Raw genomic sequence first — 22,172 nt, 5'->3', positions numbered from 1 at the left:
GGTCTAAAACCTTCCAAAACGCATAATTTTTAACGCATAACATACAAAGTGAATTATTTATCTGTCGAAAATATATCCAAATCTTTTGGGGAAAGAGTCCTTTTTGATAACATTTCTTTTGGAATCAACAAAGACCAAAAAATTGCTTTTATTGCCAAAAACGGTTCCGGAAAAACCACCATTATGAGCATTATCAACGGTTTGGAAGAACCTGATACCGGCCAAATAGTTTTAAGAAAAGGCATCCGAATGGCGTTTTTGTCGCAGGATAATAATTTGCAGAACGAACTGACAATTGAGGAAAGCATTTTCGCTTCAGATAATGAAACCTTAAAAGTCATTGAGCAATACGAAAAAGCCCTAGAAAATCCTGAGGACGAGGAAGCTTACCAAAAGGCTTTCGATGCGATGGATCAGCACAATGCCTGGGATTTTGAAACCCAATACAAACAAATACTTTTCAAATTAAAACTGGAAGATTTCAAACTGAAAGTCAAAAATCTTTCCGGAGGGCAAAAAAAACGACTTTCTTTGGCGATTATTTTGATTAACCGCCCTGATTTATTGATTTTGGATGAGCCTACCAACCACCTCGATTTGGAAATGATTGAATGGTTGGAAACCTATTTTTCCAAAGAAAATATCACCCTTTTCATGGTGACACACGATCGATTTTTCTTAGAACGTGTTTGTAATGAAATCTTAGAATTAGACAACGGAAAATTATACCAATACAAAGGAAATTACTCTTATTATTTAGCCAAAAAAGAAGAGCGCATTGCCTCTGAAAATGCCAGTGTTGACAAAGCTCAAAACCTTTTTGTAAAAGAATTAGAATGGATGCGCCGTCAGCCAAAAGCGAGAACAACCAAATCCAAATCGCGTCAGGATGATTTTTATGTAATTAAAGAAAAAGCCCAAAGTCGCCGTAAGGAGAATAAAGTGGAGCTGGAAATCAACATGGAACGCATGGGAAGCAAGATTATCGAGCTTCACAAAATTTCGAAAAAATTCAAAGACCGTGTGATTCTGGATAATTTCAGTTTTGATTTCCAACGTGGGGAACGCATTGGAATCATTGGTAAAAACGGAACCGGAAAATCTACTTTCCTGAACTTACTGACAGGAACTTTACCTCTTGATTCAGGAAGAGTCGTAAAAGGCGACACTATAAAAATAGGTTATTACACCCAAAGCGGAATCAATCCAAAACCGGGTCAGCGTGTTATTGATGTCATTAAAGAATATGGCGAATACATTCCATTGACCAAAGGCAAAATTATTTCGGCTTCGCAATTGTTGGAACGCTTTCTATTTGATGCCAAAAAACAATACGATTATGTCGAAAAACTAAGCGGTGGCGAATTGAAACGCTTGTATTTATGTACGGTTTTGATTCAAAATCCGAACTTTCTGATTCTGGATGAACCTACTAACGATTTGGATATTGTAACGCTTAATGTACTGGAAAATTTCCTTTTGGATTATCCGGGATGTTTATTGGTAGTTTCACACGACCGTTACTTCATGGATAAAATTGTAGATCATTTGTTCATTTTTAGAGGTCAGGGTGTAATTGAGAATTTCCCCGGAAACTATTCAGATTTCAGAGCTTATGAAGACAGCGCCGATGTTAGGGGTTCGAAAGAAGAAACCAAAACAGAAAAGAAAGACTGGAAACAAAAAAATCCAACCGGAAATCTAACTTTTAATGAACAGAAAGAATATCAAAAAATCGAACGCGAAATCAAAGATTTAGAGATAGACAAAGCCAAAATCGAACAGCTTTTTTCGGATGGCAAAGTTGCCGATACGGATATTGAAGCTAAAGCAAAAGAATTAGAAATTATTATTGGTAAAATAGAAGAAAAAGAAGAACGCTGGTTTGAACTTTCTGCCAAAATGGAAGGTTAGTTAACAATATAAAATAAGTAGTCTTTTTTGTGAGATTACAAAAGCAATTTTTTTAGATTAGATTTAGATAGTACCTTTGACATAAAATTAAAAATATGGATATCAAACAAATTTTTGAAAACAACAAAAAGTGGATTGCTAAACAATTACAGGCTGATGAAACTTATTTTGACAAATTAGGAGCCGGACAAGCTCCTGAAATCCTTTACATTGGATGTTCTGACAGTCGTGTAACTGCCGAAGAAGTAATGGGATTACAACCAGGCGAAGTTTTTGTTCACAGAAACATTGCCAATATGGTTCCTAATACCGATTTGAATTCGATGTCTGTTATTAATTATGCAGTTGGAAGCTTAAAAGTAAATCATATTGTGGTTTGTGGTCACTATGGTTGCGGAGGGGTTTTGGCTGCTATGCAACAATCTGATTTGGGAATTTTGAATCCTTGGTTGAGAAACATCCGAGACGTTTACCGAATTCACAGAGAAGAATTGGATGCGATTGCTGATGAAAATGAAAAATACAAAAGATTAGTTGAATTGAACGTTCAGGAGCAATGTATCAATGTAATTAAAACTGCCGAAGTTCAAAAAGCCAACAGCGAAAGAAACTTAAAAGTGTACGGCTGGGTTTTTGACATTCATAGCGGAAAATTAATTGACCTAAACATTGATTTTGATGAAATCTTAAAAGATATTACTAAAATTTACAAAATTGTTTAGCCGAATTTTTAAATTTTTAATCCAATAAAAATCCCGTTCCGATAGCTATCGGAACGGGATTTTCTTTTTAAAATAATAACTAAACTAAATCAAAACGGTCTAAATTCATCACTTTTGTCCAGGCCGCCACGAAATCTTTCACAAATTTCCCTTTAGCATCCGCACAGCCATAAACCTCAGCGATGGCTCTTAATTCAGAATTAGAACCAAAAATAAGATCCACACGGCTTGCAGTCCATTTTACCGCTCCTGATTTACGGTCCCGTCCTTCAAAAATATCCTGTGCATTGGAAACCGCCTTCCAAGTCGTATTAAAATCTAATAAGTTCACAAAGAAATCATTGGTCAACACTTCCGGAGTTTCGGTAAATACGCCGTGTTTAGAATGATCAAAATTGGTATCCAATACACGCATTCCTCCCATTAAAACCGCTAATTCAGGAACCGAAAGCGTCATTAATTGTGCTTTATCTACTAATAATTCTTCAGCCGAAACGGTATATTTTGTTTTCATATAATTTCTAAAAGCATCAGCAATTGGTTCTAAAACCGCAAAGGAATCCACATCGGTTTGCTCTTGCAAAGCATCATTTCTTCCTGCTGTAAAAGGAACTTCGATGTTTTGTCCGGCATTTTTAGCTGCTTTCTCAATAGCTGCGCCACCAGCCAAAACAATTAAATCGGCCAAAGACACTTTTTTCCCGTCTGTTTGCGCCTGATTAAACTCAGCCTGAAGTTTTTCTAAAACAGCAATTACTTTTGCCAATTGTGCCGGATTATTTACAGCCCAGTCTTTTTGAGGCACTAAACGAACACGCGCTCCGTTAGCTCCTCCTCTTTTATCAGAACCTCTAAAAGTTGATGCCGAAGCCCAGGCGGTACTGACCAATTCAGATACTGACAATCCGGAATCCAAAATCTTAGCTTTAAGAGCTGCAATATCTTTTTCATCAATCAATTTATAATCCACCACCGGAATCGGATCCTGCCAGATTAACTCTTCTTTAGGTACTTCCGGTCCTAAATAACGGGCAATCGGTCCCATATCACGATGTGTTAATTTATACCAGGCACGGGCAAAAGCATCAGCAAACTCATCCGGATTTTCATGAAATCTTCTTGAAATTTTCTCATAAACAAGATCAAAACGCAAGGCTAGATCGGTTGTAAGCATCGTTGGTGCATGACGCTTAGACGGATTGTGCGCATCCGGCACCGAATCGGCTCCCATACCATGCTTCGGTTTCCACTGATGTGCCCCGGCAGGACTTTTGGATAATTCCCATTCGTAACCAAAAAGATTCCAGAAAAAGTTATTACTCCACTTTGTAGGAGTGGTTGTCCAGGCTCCTTCCAGTCCGCTACTAATTGTGTTCTCTCCATTTCCGCTTCCAAATGAATTTTTCCATCCAAGACCCTGCTCTTCAATTCCCGCAGCAGCCGGTTCCACACCTACATACTGACCAGGATCAGCAGCTCCGTGAGTTTTACCAAAAGTATGTCCTCCGGCAATTAAAGCCACGGTTTCTTCGTCATTCATTGCCATTCGCCCAAAAGTTTCTCTGATATCTATGGCCGCCGCCAAAGGATCAGGATTTCCGTTTGGTCCTTCCGGATTCACATAAATCAATCCCATTTGAACCGCTGCCAAAGGATTTTCTAATTCACGATCTCCGGTATAACGCTTGTCCTCTAACCATTTCCCTTCGGCTCCCCAATAAATATCCTGTTCCGTTTCCCATATATCTTCACGCCCTCCGGCAAAACCAAAAGTTTTAAATCCCATCGATTCTAAAGCACAGTTTCCTGCCAAAATCATCAAATCTGCCCATGAAATATTTTTACCATATTTTTGTTTTACAGGCCATAAAAGCAATCTGGCTTTGTCCAAATTCACATTATCAGGCCAACTGTTTAAAGGAGCAAAACGTTGAGAACCCGAACCTCCTCCTCCTCTTCCGTCAGCAATACGATAGGTTCCCGCACTGTGCCACGCCATTCTGATAAAAAACGGTCCGTAATGCCCGTAATCTGCCGGCCACCAATCCTGAGACGAAGTCATCACTTCAAAAATATCTTTTTTTACCGCTGCTAAATCCAAGGATTTAAAGGCTTCAGCATAATTAAAATCCTCTCCCATCGGATTTGAAAAATTAGCATGCTGACGCAAAATATTTAATTTTAACTGATTAGGCCACCAATCATTATTAGTCGTTCCGGAACCCGCAGTTTCTTTGATGATACCACTTGAAAACGGGCATTTGCCCATGCCATTTGAATCCTTTAAGTTTTCCATAATAATTTATTTTATGTTATTTTTTAAGTTGTTGAGCTAAATTACCAATTAAAAACCTATTGAAATAAAATTTACAATAGAAAAAAATTATTCTTTTATATCAAAAAACCACATCCTCGCAAAACGGATTTTAAGTTAAAAAAAATAATTCAAATAAATCCATTTTTATGATTATTAAAACATTGCCAAAAAAACAAAGTCACCTTTAATCGGAACAGAGTAACGATTATTCTTTAGCCAAAAACATTTAATTCTCAATGATTGCAATACTTTTAATTACAATTAAAATCCACTTATTTTTTGATGTTCTGAAAAAAGAATCTCATTTTTTTTTCCTATTTTGCATAGCAATCCAAAACCATTCTCATGACCTCAATCACCCGAATTTTTGATTTTCCCTATCATCAACAAGATGAGTTTAATAACATTCCAGACGCCTTAGCTTCTAAGCAAAATGGTGTTTGGGTAAAAATCAGCACGCAGGAATATATTGCAAAAGCCAACACTATTTCCAGAGCGCTTTTGCGTTTGGGAATTAAAAAAGACGATAAAATTGCTATCATCTCTTCTAACAACAGACCCGAATGGCATATTGTTGATATTGGCGTTTTGCAAACCGGAGCTCAGACCGTTCCTATTTACCCAACGATTTCCGAACAGGATTACGAATACATTTTGAATCACTGCGAAGCCAGCCACTGTTTTGTTTCTGATGAAGAGCTTTTCAAAAAAATAAATGCCATCAAAAGCAAATTACCTCATCTTAAAACAATTTATAGTTTTAATGAAATAGAGAGCTGTAATAACTGGAAAGAATTGTTGCAAATGGGCGAAGACAGCAGCAATCAGGAAGAAGTAGAAAACCGAAAAAACAGCATCCAAACCGAAGATTTAGCAACCATTATTTATACTTCCGGAACCACAGGAAATCCTAAAGGCGTGATGCTTTCGCACCAAAATATTGTATCGAATGTTTTAGGTAGTGCTCCCAGAATCCCTTTCAAAGCTGGTGCAAGTCGCGCATTGAGTTTCTTGCCTATTTGTCATATTTTTGAAAGAATGGTTTTGTATTTGTACCAATTTTATGGTGTTTCCATCTATTTTGGCGAATCCATAGAAAAAATTGGCGAAAACATCAAAGAAGTTCAACCTACTGTAATTACGGCTGTTCCAAGACTAATTGAAAAAGTATATGATAAAATCTACACCAAAGGAGCCGAATTAACCGGAATAAAAAGAAAATTATTCTTTTGGGCTATTGATTTAGGCACAAGATACGAACCTTATGGTGCAAACGGATTTTGGTACGAATTCCAACTCAAAATTGCCCGAAAACTCATTTTTAGCAAATGGCAGGAAGGTCTTGGCGGAAAACTGGAAGTTATGGTTTCCGGAAGCGCCGCTTTGCAACCCCGCCTCTCCCGCATTTTTGCAGCAGCCGGAATTCCGGTCATGGAAGGTTATGGTCTTACCGAAACTTCTCCTGTAATTGCCGTAAATGACATGAGAAATTTTGGTTTCCGAATTGGAACTGTTGGAAAAGTAATTGACAATGTGGAAGTTAAAATTGCAGAAGACGGCGAAATCCTTTGTAAAGGGCCTAATGTGATGATAGGGTATTACAAAAATGAAGCTTTGACTAAGGAAGTCATCACCGACGGCTATTTTCACACTGGTGATATTGGAAATTTAGATCAGGACAGTTTCCTAAAAATCACCGACCGGAAAAAAGAAATGTTTAAAACTTCCGGCGGAAAATACATCGCGCCTCAGCTGATTGAAAACACGATGAAACAATCTCGTTTCATTGAACAAATTATGGTTATTGGCGAAGGTCAAAAAATGCCCGGAGCGTTTATTCAGCCAAATTTTGATTTTATTATCGAATGGGCCAAAAAAAACAAAGTTGATTTAGATCCATCCCACGAAGGCATCGTTCAAAACGAAAAAGTAATTGCCCGAATCCAGCAGGAAATTGACAGTATCAACAGTAAATTTGGTCATTGGGAACAAATTAAACGTTTCGAACTGACCCCAGACATCTGGTCTATCGACGGCGGAGAACTGACCCCTACACTCAAATTAAAACGTAAAAATGTGATGGAAAAATATCAGGATTTGTTCAACAAAATTTACAACTCCTAAATTCCGAATTACCGTTTTTAAAAAGAGATTGTTTCTTCTTAAGGAAACAATCTTTTTTTTGCTTCATATTTTTTATTTAACAAAAAAAAAGCGTTTTTTTATTATGCATGCATACTATTTTTTCTTATATTTGAAATAACAGATATGCTAATATCATAATTTTTTATTCAAAATAAAAAGATTATGATAAAAAATAGATTTTCTTTTTGAGAGAAACTTAATAAGCTTGCCACATGAAAAACAAAACAATAGATTACATCTTAAGAGCGACTTGGCAGGCTGTTTCCAGAATGTACAATGAAGAAGCAAGCAAATACGGAGCTACTATGGCAACAGGATTTGCATTATTGAGTATTGATAAGGAAAAAGGAACACCTTCAACAACTTTAGGTCCTAAAATGGGAATAGAACCAACGAGTTTGACCCGTACCTTGAAATCCATGGAAGAGAAAGGATTAATTCTTAAAAAGAAAAATCCCAATGATGGTCGTGGGGTATTGATTTACCTGACGGATTATGGCAAAGAAAAAAGAGCCTTGTCTAAAAATACCGTCATTCAGTTTAATGAAAGTATTAAAAAACATATTTCGGATGAAAAATGGGAACATTTTATAGAAGTTGCCGAAACCATCAACAAATTAATACACGATAAAAAAATATTTAATCAATCTGAAAATACAGAAGATGAAACGCACAATTAAAAAAGTTGCCGTAGTAGGTTCAGGAATCATGGGTTCGGGCATTGCCTGTCATTTTGCCAACATTGGTATCGAAGTCCTACTTTTGGATATTATTCCTAACGAACTTACCGAAGCTGAAAGTAAAAAAGGACTCACTCTGGAAAGTAAAGTGGTTAGAAACCGTATTGCGAATGATCATTTAGCCAATTCGTTAAAATCGAAACCATCTCCTATTTACAGCGCAAAATTCGCCAGCAGAATTACCACCGGAAACACAACGGATGATATGGCAAAAATTGCCGGTGTAGATTGGATTATCGAAGTCGTAGTGGAACGTTTGGACGTCAAAAAATTAGTTTTCAAACAAATTGACCAATACAGAACTCCGGGAACGTTGGTTACTTCAAACACTTCAGGAATTCCAATTCATTTTATGAGTGAAGGTCGTTCGGAAGATTTCCAAAAACATTTTTGCGGAACACACTTTTTTAATCCGGCGCGTTACTTAAAGTTATTCGAAATTATTCCGGGACCAAAAACTTCATCTGAAGTATTGGATTTCCTAAAAAATTACGGAGAACAGTTCTTAGGAAAAACTTCGGTTGTTGCTAAAGATACTCCGGCATTTATTGGAAACAGAATTGGCGTTTTCGGAATCCAGAGTTTATTTCATTTGGTCAAAGAAATGGGATTAACTATTGAAGAAGTGGATAAATTGACTGGTCCGGTTATTGGTCGACCTAAGTCGGCTACTTTTAGAACCGTTGACGTGGTTGGTTTAGACACTTTGGTTCACGTAGCCAATGGTATTTATGAAAATTGTCCCAATGATGAAGCCCATGATTTATTCCAACTTCCGGAGTTCATCAGCAAAATGGTCGAAAACAAATGGTTTGGGAGTAAAACAGCTCAAGGATTTTATAAAAAAGTAGATAAAGAAATACTTTCTCTAGACATAAACACCTTAGAATACAGAGCGGCTAAGAAAGCTTCGTTTGCTACTTTAGAACTCACAAAAACCATCGAAAAACCAATTGATCGCTTTAAAATTTTAATCAAAGGACAGGACAAAGCAGGCGAATTTTACAGAAAAAGCTTTGCTGCTTTATTTGCTTATGTTTCGAATAGAATTCCTGAAATCTCAGACGAGTTATACAAAATTGATGATGCGATGAAAGCCGGTTTTGGATGGGAAAACGGACCATTTGAAATCTGGGATGCTATCGGAGTGGAAAAAGGTCTGGAAATCATCAAAGCCGAAGGTCATTCTGCAGCTCCCTGGGTAAACGAAATGGTAACATCGGGAAATACTAGTTTTTATACGGTAAAAGAAGGCGCTACTTATTTTTATGATATTGCAACAAAATCGCAAACCAAAGTTCCCGGACAAGATGCTTTTATTATTCTGAATAACATTCGCGAAAGCAAAAAAGTCTGGAGTAACAGCGGCGCTATCATTGAAGATTTAGGAGATGGTATTTTGAATATCGAATTCAAATCGAAGATGAACACTATTGGCAGCGATGTTTTACAGGCTATCAACAAAGGAATTGATTTGGCGGAAAAAGAATATAAAGGTTTAGTAATAGGAAATCAGGCTGCAAATTTTTCAGTAGGAGCCAATTTGGGAATGATTTTTATGATGGCGGTCGAACAGGAATATGACGAATTGAATTTTTCTATAAAATATTTCCAGGACACCATGATGCGCGTGCGTTATTCATCCATTCCGGTGATTGTCGCACCGCACGGAATGACTTTTGGTGGTGGTTGCGAAATGAGTTTACACGCCGATAAAGTGGTTGCTGCTGCCGAAACCTATATGGGATTGGTGGAATTTGGAGTTGGAGTGATTCCCGGAGGAGGTGGTTCAAAAGAAATGACCTTACGTGCTTCTGATTTATTCCGTAAAAACGATGTGGAATTAAATACTTTACAGGAATATTTCCTAACAATTGCCATGGCAAAAGTTTCTACTTCCGGTTACGAAGCTTATGATAGCGGTTTATTACAACACGGTAAAGACATCATCGTGGTAAACAAAGACCGCCAGATTGCCGAAGCCAAAAAACATGCTTTGTTAATGGCTGAAGCCGGCTATACTCAACCTATCAGACGTAATGATATTAAAGTATTAGGAAAACAGGCTTTGGGAATGTTCTTAGTAGGAACCGATCAGATGGTAGCCGGAAGTTACATCTCTGAACACGATAAAAAAATAGCCAATAAACTGGCTTATGTAATGGCCGGTGGTGATTTATCTGAACCAACTTTAGTATCTGAACAGTATTTATTGGATTTAGAAAGAGAGGCTTTCTTATCGCTTTGCACAGAAAGAAAAACATTGGAAAGAATTCAATATATGTTGAAAGCTGGGAAACCTTTGAGAAATTAGTTTTTTTTGAGTATTAAGCAATTAAGAATCAAGTATTAAGACTATGCATCAATTTGAAAAATTAAAGATTTGGCAAAAAGCAATGATCTCGTAGAGGTCAACTGTTTGTAGAAAATAACAATAATTTAATTTAAGTTCCGGAGGAGCGACCTGTTAATCGATTATTATGGCAAATACCTATTCACAAATTTATATTCAAATTGTTTTTGCTGTTAAAGGGAGACAAAATCTCATTACAAACGAAAACCGTGAAGAATTACATAAGTTCATAACAGGCATTGTTTCCAATAGAAAACAAAAATTATTAGCCATTTTTGCAATGCCTGACCATGTTCACATATTAATAGGAATGAAACCAAATATTTCAATTTCAGATTTAGTTAGAGATATTAAAGCAGCATCGTCAAAATTTATTAATGAAAGTAAATGGATCAACGGAAAATTCAATTGGCAGGAAGGATATGGAGCATTTTCTTATTCAAAAAGCCATCTCGATAATGTTATAAAATATATTTTAAATCAAGAAGAACATCATAAAAAACAAACATTTAAAGAAGAATACCATTCGTTTTTAGAAAAATTTAAAATTGAATTTGATGAAAATATTTATTTGATTGGATTGAATGACAAACAGGTCGCTCCTACGGAGCTTCCTAACAAATACGCAATTTAATGCTACAAACAGCATGCCTCTACGAGGCTATTAGATAATATAAAATGTCATTCTAATAAATGTCATATTTAGAAAACACTAAAAAAACCTCGTAGAGGTGTACTGTTTATAGAAATATAATTGGAATATCAATTTAGCTCCGTAGGAGCGACCTATAAAATATCAAAATAACAAAACAATGAAAAACACAACCGCTTATATTGTTTCCGCTTATCGCACCGCTGTGGGAAAAGCACCTAAAGGATTGTTCCGATTTAAAAGACCGGATGAATTAGCTGCTGAAACCATTCAACACATGATGAATGAACTGCCGGATTTTGACAAAAAACGCATTGATGATGTTATGGTAGGAAATGCAATGCCGGAAGCCGAACAAGGATTGAATTTTGGTCGGTTAATTTCTTTAATGGGATTAGAAATCAATGATGTTCCGGGAGTAACGGTGAATCGCTATTGCGCTTCAGGATTAGAAACTATCGGAATGGCAACGGCTCGCATTCAGTCAGGAATGGCCGATTGTATTATAGCCGGTGGTGCCGAAAGCATGAGTTTCATCCCTATGGGAGGTTATCGTCCTACTCCGGATTATGCGGTTGCAAAAGCCGGACACGAAGATTACTATTGGGGAATGGGCTTAACTGCTGAAGCCGTGGCTAAACAATTCAATATTTCGCGTGAAGATCAGGATTTATTTGCTTTTAATTCGCATCAAAAAGCTTTAAAAGCACAAGCCGAAGGTAAATTTGACAAACAAATCGTTCCTATCAATATTGAGCAGACTTTTATTAATGCCAATGGCAAAAAAGAAACCAAATCTTACCTCGTAAACAAAGACGAAGGTCCTAGAGCTGATACTTCGCTGGAAGCATTAGCCAGATTAAAACCCGTTTTCGCAGCTAACGGAACAGTAACTGCCGGAACCTCATCGCAAATGAGTGACGGAGCTGCTTTTGTACTCATAATGAGTGAGGATTTAGTTAAGGAACTTAATTTGAAACCTATTGCCCGATTAGTCAACTATGCTTCTGCCGGAGTGGAACCCAGAATTATGGGAATTGGTCCTGTAAAAGCAATCCCAAAAGCCGTAAAACAAGCCGGATTACAATTAAAAGACATTGATTTAATTGAACTCAACGAGGCCTTTGCTTCACAGTCATTAGCCGTAATCCGGGAATTAGATTTAAACCCTGATATTGTAAATGTAAACGGAGGAGCGATTGCTTTAGGACACCCGCTGGGTTGTACAGGAGCAAAATTGTCCGTTCAATTGTTTGACGAAATGAAACTTCGGGGCAGTAAATACGGCATGGTAACTATGTGTGTAGGAACCGGACAGGGAGCTGCGGGGGTTTTTGAGTTGTTGTAAAGAGAAGCTAGAAGAAAGAAACAAGAGAAAAGATATAAAAGCTTATGAAACATAATTTCAAAAATCTTAAAATCTGGATTTTATCAATGGAAATAACTTCTGATATTCATAAAATAACTTTAGAATTTCCTAAAAATGAAATTTATGGACTAGTAAGTCAAATGATTAGAGCAGCTGTTTCAATACCTTCCAATATAGCCGAAGGATCTAACAGAGGAAACACTCATTTTATACATTTTCTAAACATCAGCCTCGGCTCTTCATTTGAATTACAAACACAACTATTAATTGCATTTCAAAATAAATATATAACTGAAGAAAAAACGATAGAAATTGAAAACAAGATTATTGAATTTCAAAAAATGACTACTAGCTTTATCAGTAAATTAGAAATCTAATCTTTTTTCTTGTTTCTTTCTTCTTTTCTCTAAAAAATAAAACCATGGACGACAAAACAAGAGGAGGACAATTCCTCGTAAAAGAAACAAAGTGTGAAGATATTTTTATCCCGGAAGATTTTTCGGAGGAACAAAAAATGATGCGCGATATGGTCAAAGAGTTTGTTGACAAAGAACTTTGGCCAAACAAAATGCGCTTTGAAAACAAAGACTACGCCTTTACCATCGAATGTATGCACAAAGCTGCCGAATTAGGACTTTTGAGTATTTCGGTACCGGAAGCCTATGGCGGAATGGGAATGGGATTTGTAGATACAGTTCTCGTTTGTGATTACATTTCGGGAGCTACGGGTTCGTTTTCCAGTGCTTTTGGAGCACACACAGGAATTGGAACACTGCCAATCACTTTATACGGAACCGAAGAACAAAAACAAAAATACGTTCCTAAACTCGCATCTGGAGAATGGTTTGGTGCTTACTGTTTAACGGAACCGGGCGCAGGAAGTGATGCTAATTCCGGAAAAACAAAAGCGGTTTTATCCGAAGACGGAACGCATTATAAAATTACCGGACAAAAAATGTGGATTACTAATGCCGGTTTTTGTTCGCTTTTTATTGTTTTTGCCCGAATTGAAGACGATAAAAACATCACCGGATTTATTGTTGAAAACGACCCAAATAACGGAATCACTACAAATGAAGAAGAACACAAATTAGGAATTCGCGCTTCATCAACAAGACAGGTGTTTTTTAATGAGACCAAAGTTCCGGTAGAAAACATGCTTTCGGAGCGTGGAAACGGTTTTAAAATTGCCATGAATGCGCTAAATGTTGGTCGTATCAAATTGGCCGCTGCCTGTTTAGATTCGCAACGAAGAATTATTTCTAATGCTGCTAAATATTCGAATGAAAGAATCCAATTCAATGTTCCTATTTCGAAGTTTGGCGCCATTCGATACAAATTAGCCGAAATGGCAACCAGCTGCTATGCCGGAGAAAGTGCTGTTTACAGAGCTGCTAAAAGTATCGAAGAACGTGTTACGATTCGTGAAAACGAAGGAGCGTCTCATCAGGAAGCCGAATTGAAAGGTGTGGAAGAATTTGCTATCGAATGCGCTATTTTGAAAGTGGCCGTTTCAGAGGATATTCAGAATTGTTCCGATGAAGGAATCCAAATTTTAGGTGGAATGGGATTTTCCGAAGACACTCCGATGGAAAGTGCCTGGCGTGATGCCCGAATCACCCGAATTTATGAAGGAACTAACGAAATTAACCGCATGTTATCCGTAGGAATGCTTATCAAAAAAGCCATGAAAGGTCATGTGGATTTATTAGGTCCGGCTTCAAAGGTGCAGGAAGATTTAATGAGTATTCCATCTTTCGAAACTCCGGATTATTCTGAATTATTTGCTGAGGAAAAAGAAATGATTAGCAAATTGAAAAAAGCTTTTTTAATGGTTGCCGGAAGCGCTGTTCAAAAATACGGTCCGAATTTAGACGAACATCAACAATTATTGATTGCTTCGGCTGATATTTTAATCGAAATTTATATGGCCGAATCTACTATATTGAGAACTGAAAAGTTGGCTAAAAAAGTAGGAGAAGCCAATATTAAAGAACAAATTGCGATGGCAAAATTATATTTGTACAAAGCGGTTGATATTATTACCCAAAAAGGAAAAGAAAGCATCATCTCTTTTGCCGAAGGCGATGAACAACGCATGATGCTTATGGGATTAAGACGTTATACTAAATATACCAATATGCCAAATATTGTAGAAATCAGACGTACCATCAGCGCCAAAATTATTGCCGAAAACAAATATTGTTTTTAGCCAATAACTTCTGTAAAGAAACAAAAGGTCCCGAAATTTTCGGGACCTTTTGTTTCTTTAATTTCAAAATCAAGGCTTTTTCTCTTCCTTTATTGTAGAGATAGCCCCAAAATAATTAATCGGACTTCTGTTATTACTAGTAACCGATAAAGTCGCACTTCCATCAAACCCTACAGAAAGACCTAAATTAAAAAAATCCTGCTGTCCCTTAACCACAACATCTACCTGATATCCTTTTCTGTTTTTCTTCACGGTAAATTTTTCCGGTTTTCCTTCAAATTTCAAACCTGTATCACTTCCGGCATAAGCTAATCCGCTAAAACCTCTCCCAAAATAAGGCATCTCACTTTTTATAAAATCAGGTTTAAATTTTATAAAATTAGGATTCGTTGTCAAATCAACAAAATTAAATATTTGCGAACTCAAATTTTGAGCAACAAATTCGAATTCTCGGGCATCAATTAATTTTTCAATCTCTTTTTCTTTTTCCTGTCTTCGCTCTATTCTCAATTGTCTTTTGGTCTTTTCCTGTGCAAATCCCACAAAAACATTACAACAAAGTAGTAATAAAAGGACTATTCTTAAGCTTTTCATAACTTTTATATTTTAATTTTTAAACAAAACTCTGGAAAACAACAAATTAATATTCTCTAAAATTAAGACAATAAGCATTGTGTTTTAATAAAATTTTCTTCTTTTGAAATCACAAAAATTGTTCCTATTTTAGATAAAAAAAAACAATAATTCACTACATATGAAAATACTAGGAATCGGTTCCCGAATTACACATCCCGAATATGGAAAAGGGATTATTACCAATGTTTCTTCTAAAGAATACTGGGTCACTTTTATTGAAAATGGCTTAGAAACAATTCCCTTAAACGATACTTTTGAAATTATTGAAGCTGCCGAAAACGAAGTCGATACAGTAAGTTTTTCTGATGTTGAAACGACTTTAAAAAATTTATTGAGAAAATGGGCTGATGTCTCCGAAATTGTTCCAATTGGAGATAAATGGAAAGGCGGAAAAATCATTTTAGAACCCGGACAGGCTAATTTGGCGTCGAAAGAAATGCCTATTGATACTTTTTTTCATAAGATTGTGATGGTACGCGACCGTTTAAGAGTTATGGAACAAAAAATCAATTCCAGCAATCTGGAAGAAATTGAAAAAGTAGAACTTCAACAATACATCACCCGGATTTACGGCAGTTTGACCTCTTTTAATGTGCTGTTTAAATCGCCAAATCATAATTTTGTAGGAGAAAAATCAAAATAGAAAACCGGAATTATCTTTGATTATCGCGGCTTTTTATAGTATTTTTATGGTTTGAAAACCTTATTTAAAAAAAATCATGAAAAAATTTATTGTCTTTACACTAGCAATTGGTTCGGTTTTAATTGGATGTAAACCTCAAAATAAATCGGCTGATACCAAGAAAATTAATATTTCATTTGAAGCTAAGAGTAACAGTAAAGTTTCCGGAACAGCTACTTTTATAGAAAAAAATGGAAAAGTAACTTTTGAAGCCAAATTATCCGGATTAAAACCGGGAGTTCACGCCATTCATATCCATGAAAAATCCGATTGTTCAGCTCCAGACGGAAGTTCGGCTGGAGGACACTGGAATCCAACATTTAAAAAACACGGAAAATGGGGCGTTGGCGAATATCATAAAGGAGATATTGGAAATTTCACCGCAGATGCTAACGGAAATGGTTCTATAAAAATAACTACAGACGAATGGTGCATTGGTTGTGGCGATCAAACCAAAGACATTTTAGGAAAAGGACTAATTGTTCATGAAGGTGCCGATGATTTTACCTCTCAACCTGCAGGAAATGCAGGTGCCAGAGTAGCCTGTTCAGCGATAATCAAATAGAAATTTTTCTATATAAATTTCAAAACCGTCTTAATTTAACAAATTTGAGACGGTTTTTTTATTTTTATATAACATCAAAAGTATAAAAAAACATAGCTTTGTAACCTCAAAGCAAGACTATGATTAACCCTTCTGCATCTGGTTGGATCGATAAATTCTTTCTCAAACAGGAATTCGGAAAACAACATCTTTTTCCGGACACCGATTCTTTCTATAAAAAAACAAGAGCTACCGGTTTTATCTATGGTCATATTATTTCTTTTGAAACTCCTGTATTTATTGATACTAAAGGATGGGTTCAAAATGAAATTCCAAAGGTTTCTTTACTAAACACACTCTTCGAAATTTACGGCTTAATCACTCAGGATACTGATTCCGATAGTTTTATAAAAAAAGCGTTAGACTTTTACGACGATATGCATCCGCAGGGTTTTGATTTATTTAAGAAAATATTACCTAATGGATCTCCTTCCCTGAATTTGGAAAAAATTATTGATACCCGCGTTCAGACAAATGTTGACATTATCAATAAAAATTTCTCGCATATTGTTACCAATGCACTGCTTTTCATGGATATTTTAACCTTTAGGCAATATTTAATTCATGGAAAAATACCGGAAAAATATCTAAAAAAAATTGAGGAAGCCGTTATTAGCGTAGTCTCATTAGCTTTAAAAATTAAAACTACTAAATCTAATTACGACGATTTATTAATCAAACTTTTCGAAGCTTCTGTTCGTTACAGTAAATTTTCTAAAATTGGTGCTCAAAATCTGGAAGAACTCAATCTGGATTATTTTAGCTCTGACTTAGAAAAATACTATTTGGCGGATATGGCCGGAATGGCATTATGGAGTGACGGCAAAATTGAAAATGAAGAAATTTATTTTCTGCACAAACTAGCTCAAAACCTGAAAATTTCAGCTGATTTTGTGACTGAAAGTATTCAAAACACCGATGCTTTTATCACAAAATACAAAGCAGAGATTCCTTATTTTAATTATTCTAATCCGGTAAAACATTTTTATGACCAAACCACTCAAAGTGTTATCACGCTTATTACCCGCAATAAAAACAGACTGCTTAAAGAAATTATCCAAAGTAAAGAATTAATGGTTTTACTGGCTTATTCTACGCGTAGGGACTTGAGCGAAAAGGAAAAAAAGAAAGTAAAAAAACAGCTGTTGGATATTTGTAAAACAATACCATCCCTAACTATTTTTTTACTTCCGGGCGGAAGTTTATTACTTCCAATTCTGATTAAGTTTATCCCCACACTCATGCCTTCGGCCTTTAATGAAAACCTTGATAATGAATAAAAACTAAGCTTTTATTTTTTTAAAAACTTAACTGATAAACTTCGTCCAACTCCTGATTAGAACTCATATTAACATCTAAATCGGTAACAAAACCGGAATTCAATCCGTAAACCCAACCGTGTAAGGTTAAATCCTGCTCTTTTTTCCAGGCGTTTTGTACTATAGAAGTTTTAGCCAAATCAAAAACCTGTTCTTTCACATTAATTTCTACAAAAGTATTAAAGCGATCCGTTTCATTAAAAATAGAATCCAGATACACACTATGCAAACGATACACATCTTTTATATGCCTAATCCAGTTATCGATAATCCCAATAGATTGATTGCTCATAGCAGCTTTGATTCCTCCGCAGCCGTAATGCCCGCAAACAATAACGTGTTTTACTTTTAACACATTCACGGCATAATCCAAAACACTCAGCATATTCATATCCGAATGCACCACCATATTGGCAATATTCCGATGTACAAATACCTCACCCGGTTTAGCACCAATAATTTCATTTGCCGGAACCCTACTATCAGAACAACCAATCCATAACAATGGCGGAGTTTGTCCTTTTGCTAAATCTGCGAAATAATTCGGGTCTTTTTCCAATGCTTTTTCAACCCATTCTTTATTATTATCTAATATTTTTTTATAAAAATCATCCATCGTATTTTATTTTCTAATTAACTGATTTAAACTTTTGTTACTTCTTTTGACAAATTACAATTTTTAAAAAATTTCCTTTTGAACCATTCTTCTTTTAGCCACATCATAATAATGCTCAATGGAAACATGGTTTGGAACTTCGGCAGTATTTTCCAACTGATAAGCCTCTTTAAAACCTTTCAGTTTTACTTTAATATTTTCATCAACCGCCCGCGTTGTTTTAAATTCTTTAATTAAATCCAAAATATCATGAGCAATATAAACGGTATCATGAGCACTAATAATCACTTTTGAATTTTCCGGAATAGCTTTTAATGTACTCTTAATAGCCGCTTTATTTAAAAACGAAACTTCCTGTGCCAAATCGATATGAATAATATCTCCATCCACATATTCTTCTTTTTTAAAGGTGTAAGCTCTTTTTAAATTTCCTCTCAAAACAAAAATAATACTGATAATAATCCCTAGCGCTACTCCTTTTAATAAATCGGTTACCACAACAGCCACCATAGTTGCAATAAAAGGAATATACTGATACTTACCCTTTACTAAAAAGTGTCGAATCTTAGCAGGACTGGCTAATTTATAACCAATTAAAATCAAAATTGTAGCCAGTGTAGCGAGTGGAATTTTATTTAAAATCACCGGAATAATCAGTACACTTAGCAATAACATAAAACCATGAATAATGGTGGACATTTTAGATTTAGCTCCCGCATTAACATTAGCCGATGAACGTACCACCACAGAAGTCATCGGCAAACCACCAATCAAAGAACTGATTATATTTCCAATTCCCTGTGCTTTTAACTCCACATTCGTATTTGTATATCTTTTTTGAGGATCCAGTCTGTCCGAAGCTTCAATACACAACAAGGTTTCAATCGAAGCCACAATAGCAATCGTCAAACCGATTGTCCAGACTTTAGGATTGGTAAATCCTGAAAAATCAGGCGTTACAATTATTGCTTTAAAATCATCGACAGAAGTAGGCACAGGTAAGGAAACCAAATGACTTTGTGCAATAGCCAGTGAACTTCCGGTAGTAATAAAAATTTCATTAATTATAATTCCCGAAATTACAGCAATCAAAGCTCCGGGAATTAATTTAATTTTTTTCAAAAAAGAGACTCTTTCCCAAGAAATAAGAATTACCAAAGAAACCAAAGTTACGATGATAGCACCAGGCTGAAAATAATTCAACATCTTAACCAAAGAAGAAAAAGTATTATTGCCATCAATTTGAAAAAAAGTCTGATCTCCTTCAAAATCGGCATCATACCCAAAGGCATGCGGCAATTGTTTAAGAATAATAATGATCCCAATTCCGGCAAGCATTCCTTCAATAACATTGGTTGGAAAATAATTAGAGATACTTCCTGCTTTTAAAAAGCCTAAAAGTAACTGGAAAATACCAGCTATTAAAACTGCCGACAAAAAAACATCAAAAGCTCCTAAATCAGAAATAGCTGTTAAAACAATAGCTGTTAATCCTGCTGCAGGTCCCGTAACACTAATATGAGACTGGCTCAAATATCCGACAATTATTCCTCCTACAATACCCGTAATAATTCCAGAAAACAAAGGTGCACCCGAAGCCATTGCAATTCCTAAACACAAAGGCAAAGCCACCAAAAAAACCACTAAACCAGACGCAAAATCCGATTTAAGGTTGGCAAAAAGATTAATTTTTCTTGTCATAATACAATTATTAAATGATACCTAAATCCTGACAGCATTTTAAACACTATCAAAAACTACTCAAATCTCAACTAAAATGTATTATGCCAAATCGGGCGGAGGCGACACTATTTTTTTAGAAACATTGTCATGTTTAGACTGGTTTTCGAAATGAATTAAAGTTCTTTTTATAGACTCTTTAAATTCAAAAGTAGCCGGAGAAGCCACAAAATAAACCAGATTCTTAACTTCTTTTTTTACCTGCTCTTCTTCCGAAACACTAAAAAATATAGACGTGTCAGCAGATTTTTCTATCAACTTTACAATCGTAGGAGTTGCCAGAAAACCTATAAAAAGAATTAAAAAAAAGCGAGCGATTATTTTCATAATAATAAAATTAACAAAAAACAATCAACAAAAAATAAAAAAAGCAGTTAAATAAATATTTTTTATCTAACTGCTTCAATAATTTACCCGCATATTCCTTAACGGCTATTCTTTCAGCCAGGCACGCATCATCCAGATGGTTTTTCAAATTTATTTCTAAAAAGATCAAAAACCACTATAAATTAAATTGATTGTTTTTATATTTGTATCAAAATCATCTATTTTATGACCATCACACAACTTAAATATGTTTTAGCTGTTGCCGAACATAAAAATTTCACTTTAGCTGCCGAAAAATGTTTCGTTACTCAACCAACATTGAGTATGCAGATTCAAAAAATTGAAGACGAATTAAACATTCAAATTTTTGATCGAACTAAAAAACCCATTCAGCTAACTGATATAGGTCAAAAAATTGTCTCTCAGGCCAAAAACATTGTTAACGAAGCCGACCGAATTCAGGATATTGTTGAACAACAAAAAGGATACATCGGAGGCGAATTCAGACTGGGAATAATCCCAACGATTATGCCTACTTTATTACCTATGTTTTTGAATAATTTTATCAAAAAACATCCGAAAGTAAAACTCATCATCGAAGAATTAAACACCGAGGAAATTATTACCAAACTCAACAACGGACACTTGGACGCTGCCATTGCTGCTACACCTTTGTTAGAGGAAAAAATTAAAGAAATTGTTTTATACTTCGAACCCTTTGTTGCTTATATTCCGGAAAGTCATTATAATTTCCAAAAAAAGGAAATAGAAATAGAGGATTTAAATATTGATGAAATTTTACTTTTACAGGATGGTCACTGTTTTAGAGACGGAATTTTAAATCTTTGTAAAAACAGTTCCAAAAATGAAGGAAGTGCTTTCCAAATAGAAAGCGGAAGTTTTGAAACCTTAATAAAACTGGCCGACGAAGGTTTAGGAACCACTCTTTTGCCTTATTTGCATACTTTGGATTTAAAAGAATCAGACAAACTTAAACTTCGTCATTTTGTAGAACCCAAACCAGCTAGAGAAGTGAGTTTAATTTTTCCAAAAAGTGAATTAAAAATTCAAATTATTGAAGCCTTACGAAGTACTATTGCCGGAGTAATTAAAGGCGCTATTGTTTTTCAAAATGTACAAATCATTAGTCCGCTTCAAAAAAAATAGAGTCAGATTTCAATAATCTGACTCCACTTTTTAATTAATTTCTTTCCACTAAGATAAGACAATGTTGTAATTCAGGCTTTTCTTTAGTGTAATACAAAAGCCAATTCCTCAGGTGTTCCATCTCGTGAGGCAATAAATTCCTAACGGCTTTTTTAAGTTCTTTTACAAATAAATCAGGGGCAAAACTTACTCTCTCCAGTATTGATTTGGTATAATCATATATTAATCTAGACATAATATAGGGGTTTAAAGTTATCTAATTAAGTAATGTAATTTACTAAAAAGTAACGATAAGCCACTAGACTGAAAGCGTTAAAAAACACCTAAAAATACCGGCAATACATTAAAACATTTAGAAAAATTTAACCTGCTTTAATCTTAAAAAAAAAAGGCACTGTCCAAAATAAAAACGCAACATTAAGACATAAAAAAAGGAATCTGTTACGATTCCTTTTTCTTTAAATATTCACTATCATTAATGACGGTTTCAACTCTGGTTTCTCTATTATAAAAGATACTAGCCACTCTTTTAACTGCTCTAATTCGTATGGCAGAAGGGTTTTTACAGCTTTTTCTAATTCTTTACTAAAAAGGACTAAATCAAAACTTACTCTTTCTAATATCGATTTTGTATAATCAAACATGACTTTTGACATA

20 protein-coding genes are annotated in these 22,172 nt (G+C 35.4%); 13 read left to right on the top strand and 7 right to left on the bottom strand.

The genetic code is table 11. From position 1 onward, the window contains the following. Positions 1-48: 48 nt before the first annotated feature. Complete coding sequence (locus H599_RS0110485; protein ID WP_026714098.1) at positions 49-1,914, top strand: ABC-F family ATP-binding cassette domain-containing protein; 1,866 nt, start codon at positions 49-51, stop codon at positions 1,912-1,914. 95 nt (positions 1,915-2,009) lie between these two features. After that, positions 2,010-2,636 (top strand): carbonic anhydrase, encoded by a 627-nt coding sequence (locus tag H599_RS0110480; RefSeq protein WP_026714097.1) that lies wholly within the window; start codon positions 2,010-2,012, stop codon positions 2,634-2,636. A 79-nt stretch (positions 2,637-2,715) separates the two neighbouring features. Here H599_RS0110480 and katG read toward each other — a convergent pair whose 3' ends face one another. Further along, positions 2,716-4,932: a catalase/peroxidase HPI gene (gene katG, locus H599_RS0110475; RefSeq protein WP_026714096.1), complete on the bottom strand. Its 2,217-nt coding sequence runs from the start codon at positions 4,930-4,932 to the stop codon at positions 2,716-2,718. Between the two features lie 366 nt (positions 4,933-5,298). Between katG and H599_RS0110470 the strand changes: the two genes are divergently transcribed. The 7 genes from H599_RS0110470 (at position 5,299) to H599_RS0110440 (ending at position 14,424) form a co-directional block, all read left to right on the top strand. Then, entirely contained in the window at positions 5,299-7,077 is a 1,779-nt protein-coding gene (locus H599_RS0110470; protein ID WP_026714095.1) for an AMP-dependent synthetase/ligase, read from the top strand. 233 nt (positions 7,078-7,310) lie between these two features. Next, positions 7,311-7,778: a MarR family winged helix-turn-helix transcriptional regulator gene (locus tag H599_RS0110465; protein ID WP_026714094.1), complete on the top strand. Its 468-nt coding sequence runs from the start codon at positions 7,311-7,313 to the stop codon at positions 7,776-7,778. After that, positions 7,762-10,152 carry a 3-hydroxyacyl-CoA dehydrogenase/enoyl-CoA hydratase family protein gene (locus tag H599_RS0110460; protein ID WP_026714093.1) on the top strand — a complete coding sequence of 797 codons (2,391 nt, stop codon included), beginning with the start codon at positions 7,762-7,764 and terminating at the stop codon, positions 10,150-10,152. Before H599_RS0110465 ends, H599_RS0110460 begins: the two co-directional genes overlap by 17 nt. 166 nt (positions 10,153-10,318) lie before the next feature. Continuing rightward, a complete protein-coding gene (tnpA, locus tag H599_RS19505; RefSeq protein ID WP_155960776.1) occupies positions 10,319-10,825 on the top strand; it encodes an IS200/IS605 family transposase in 507 nt (168 codons plus the stop codon). A 178-nt stretch (positions 10,826-11,003) separates the two neighbouring features. Beyond that, positions 11,004-12,191: an acetyl-CoA C-acyltransferase gene (locus H599_RS0110450; RefSeq protein WP_026714092.1), complete on the top strand. Its 1,188-nt coding sequence runs from the start codon at positions 11,004-11,006 to the stop codon at positions 12,189-12,191. A gap of 44 nt (positions 12,192-12,235) precedes the next feature. Continuing rightward, entirely contained in the window at positions 12,236-12,589 is a 354-nt protein-coding gene (locus H599_RS0110445; RefSeq protein WP_026714091.1) for a four helix bundle protein, read from the top strand. Between the two features lie 44 nt (positions 12,590-12,633). Next, entirely contained in the window at positions 12,634-14,424 is a 1,791-nt protein-coding gene (locus H599_RS0110440) for an acyl-CoA dehydrogenase family protein (protein ID WP_026714090.1), read from the top strand. 69 nt (positions 14,425-14,493) lie between these two features. On the opposite strand, the gene H599_RS0110435 is transcribed toward H599_RS0110440, so the two are convergent. Continuing rightward, complete coding sequence (locus H599_RS0110435; protein ID WP_026714089.1) at positions 14,494-15,018, bottom strand: DUF4251 domain-containing protein; 525 nt, start codon at positions 15,016-15,018, stop codon at positions 14,494-14,496. A 160-nt stretch (positions 15,019-15,178) separates the two neighbouring features. Here H599_RS0110435 and H599_RS0110430 point away from each other — a divergent pair, with 160 nt between their 5' ends. The 3 genes from H599_RS0110430 to H599_RS0110420 all read left to right on the top strand — a co-directional run bounded on the left by H599_RS0110430 (position 15,179) and on the right by H599_RS0110420 (position 17,626). After that, entirely contained in the window at positions 15,179-15,703 is a 525-nt protein-coding gene (locus H599_RS0110430) for a hypothetical protein (protein ID WP_026714088.1), read from the top strand. Positions 15,704-15,779: 76 nt separating this feature from the next. Continuing rightward, the gene (locus tag H599_RS0110425) at positions 15,780-16,307 is read left to right on the top strand and encodes a superoxide dismutase family protein (RefSeq protein ID WP_026714087.1); all 528 of its coding nucleotides are present in this window, start codon (positions 15,780-15,782) and stop codon (positions 16,305-16,307) included. Between the two features lie 119 nt (positions 16,308-16,426). Further along, a complete protein-coding gene (locus tag H599_RS0110420) occupies positions 16,427-17,626 on the top strand; it encodes an LETM1-related biofilm-associated protein (protein ID WP_026714086.1) in 1,200 nt (399 codons plus the stop codon). Between the two features lie 19 nt (positions 17,627-17,645). Here the strand turns inward: H599_RS0110420 and can are convergent, their stop codons facing one another. The 3 genes from can to H599_RS0110405 all read right to left on the bottom strand — a co-directional run bounded on the left by can (position 17,646) and on the right by H599_RS0110405 (position 20,348). Next, the gene (gene can / locus H599_RS0110415) at positions 17,646-18,281 is read right to left on the bottom strand and encodes a carbonate dehydratase (RefSeq protein ID WP_026714085.1); all 636 of its coding nucleotides are present in this window, start codon (positions 18,279-18,281) and stop codon (positions 17,646-17,648) included. 63 nt (positions 18,282-18,344) lie between these two features. Beyond that, positions 18,345-19,982 carry a SulP family inorganic anion transporter gene (locus H599_RS0110410; protein ID WP_026714084.1) on the bottom strand — a complete coding sequence of 546 codons (1,638 nt, stop codon included), beginning with the start codon at positions 19,980-19,982 and terminating at the stop codon, positions 18,345-18,347. 81 nt (positions 19,983-20,063) lie between these two features. Further along, on the bottom strand, positions 20,064-20,348 hold the full coding sequence (locus H599_RS0110405) for a hypothetical protein (RefSeq protein WP_035141447.1): 285 nt from the start codon (positions 20,346-20,348) through the stop codon (positions 20,064-20,066). Between the two features lie 225 nt (positions 20,349-20,573). Between H599_RS0110405 and H599_RS0110400 the strand changes: the two genes are divergently transcribed. Beyond that, on the top strand, positions 20,574-21,515 hold the full coding sequence (locus H599_RS0110400; protein ID WP_026714082.1) for a LysR substrate-binding domain-containing protein: 942 nt from the start codon (positions 20,574-20,576) through the stop codon (positions 21,513-21,515). A 34-nt stretch (positions 21,516-21,549) separates the two neighbouring features. Here the strand turns inward: H599_RS0110400 and H599_RS20560 are convergent, their stop codons facing one another. Both H599_RS20560 and H599_RS0110390 read right to left on the bottom strand, forming a co-directional pair. After that, positions 21,550-21,750, bottom strand: coding sequence for a hypothetical protein (locus H599_RS20560; protein ID WP_026714081.1), 201 nt, complete (start codon positions 21,748-21,750; stop codon positions 21,550-21,552). Between the two features lie 223 nt (positions 21,751-21,973). Continuing rightward, positions 21,974-22,171, bottom strand: coding sequence for a hypothetical protein (locus H599_RS0110390; RefSeq protein WP_026714080.1), 198 nt, complete (start codon positions 22,169-22,171; stop codon positions 21,974-21,976). Between the last annotated feature and the right edge of the window lies 1 nt (position 22,172).

Source organism: Flavobacterium daejeonense DSM 17708 (assembly GCF_000425425.1).
GTDB classification, from domain to species: domain Bacteria; phylum Bacteroidota; class Bacteroidia; order Flavobacteriales; family Flavobacteriaceae; genus Flavobacterium; species Flavobacterium daejeonense.
Note: the sequence above shows the minus strand (reverse complement) of the source record. Positions and strands in the feature narration are given on the sequence as shown.

Coding starts and splice junctions, on each gene's coding strand:
- H599_RS0110480 (WP_026714097.1), top strand. CDS start 2,010: ATGGATATCAAACAAATTTTTGAAAACAACAAAAAGTGGATTGCTAAA.
- katG (WP_026714096.1), bottom strand. CDS start 4,932: ATGGAAAACTTAAAGGATTCAAATGGCATGGGCAAATGCCCGTTTTCA.
- H599_RS0110470 (WP_026714095.1), top strand. CDS start 5,299: ATGACCTCAATCACCCGAATTTTTGATTTTCCCTATCATCAACAAGAT.
- H599_RS0110465 (WP_026714094.1), top strand. CDS start 7,311: ATGAAAAACAAAACAATAGATTACATCTTAAGAGCGACTTGGCAGGCT.
- H599_RS0110460 (WP_026714093.1), top strand. CDS start 7,762: ATGAAACGCACAATTAAAAAAGTTGCCGTAGTAGGTTCAGGAATCATG.
- tnpA (WP_155960776.1), top strand. CDS start 10,319: ATGGCAAATACCTATTCACAAATTTATATTCAAATTGTTTTTGCTGTT.
- H599_RS0110450 (WP_026714092.1), top strand. CDS start 11,004: ATGAAAAACACAACCGCTTATATTGTTTCCGCTTATCGCACCGCTGTG.
- H599_RS0110445 (WP_026714091.1), top strand. CDS start 12,236: ATGAAACATAATTTCAAAAATCTTAAAATCTGGATTTTATCAATGGAA.
- H599_RS0110440 (WP_026714090.1), top strand. CDS start 12,634: ATGGACGACAAAACAAGAGGAGGACAATTCCTCGTAAAAGAAACAAAG.
- H599_RS0110435 (WP_026714089.1), bottom strand. CDS start 15,018: ATGAAAAGCTTAAGAATAGTCCTTTTATTACTACTTTGTTGTAATGTT.
- H599_RS0110430 (WP_026714088.1), top strand. CDS start 15,179: ATGAAAATACTAGGAATCGGTTCCCGAATTACACATCCCGAATATGGA.
- H599_RS0110425 (WP_026714087.1), top strand. CDS start 15,780: ATGAAAAAATTTATTGTCTTTACACTAGCAATTGGTTCGGTTTTAATT.
- H599_RS0110420 (WP_026714086.1), top strand. CDS start 16,427: ATGATTAACCCTTCTGCATCTGGTTGGATCGATAAATTCTTTCTCAAA.
- can (WP_026714085.1), bottom strand. CDS start 18,281: ATGGATGATTTTTATAAAAAAATATTAGATAATAATAAAGAATGGGTT.
- H599_RS0110410 (WP_026714084.1), bottom strand. CDS start 19,982: ATGACAAGAAAAATTAATCTTTTTGCCAACCTTAAATCGGATTTTGCG.
- H599_RS0110405 (WP_035141447.1), bottom strand. CDS start 20,348: ATGAAAATAATCGCTCGCTTTTTTTTAATTCTTTTTATAGGTTTTCTG.
- H599_RS0110400 (WP_026714082.1), top strand. CDS start 20,574: ATGACCATCACACAACTTAAATATGTTTTAGCTGTTGCCGAACATAAA.
- H599_RS20560 (WP_026714081.1), bottom strand. CDS start 21,750: ATGTCTAGATTAATATATGATTATACCAAATCAATACTGGAGAGAGTA.
- H599_RS0110390 (WP_026714080.1), bottom strand. CDS start 22,171: ATGTCAAAAGTCATGTTTGATTATACAAAATCGATATTAGAAAGAGTA.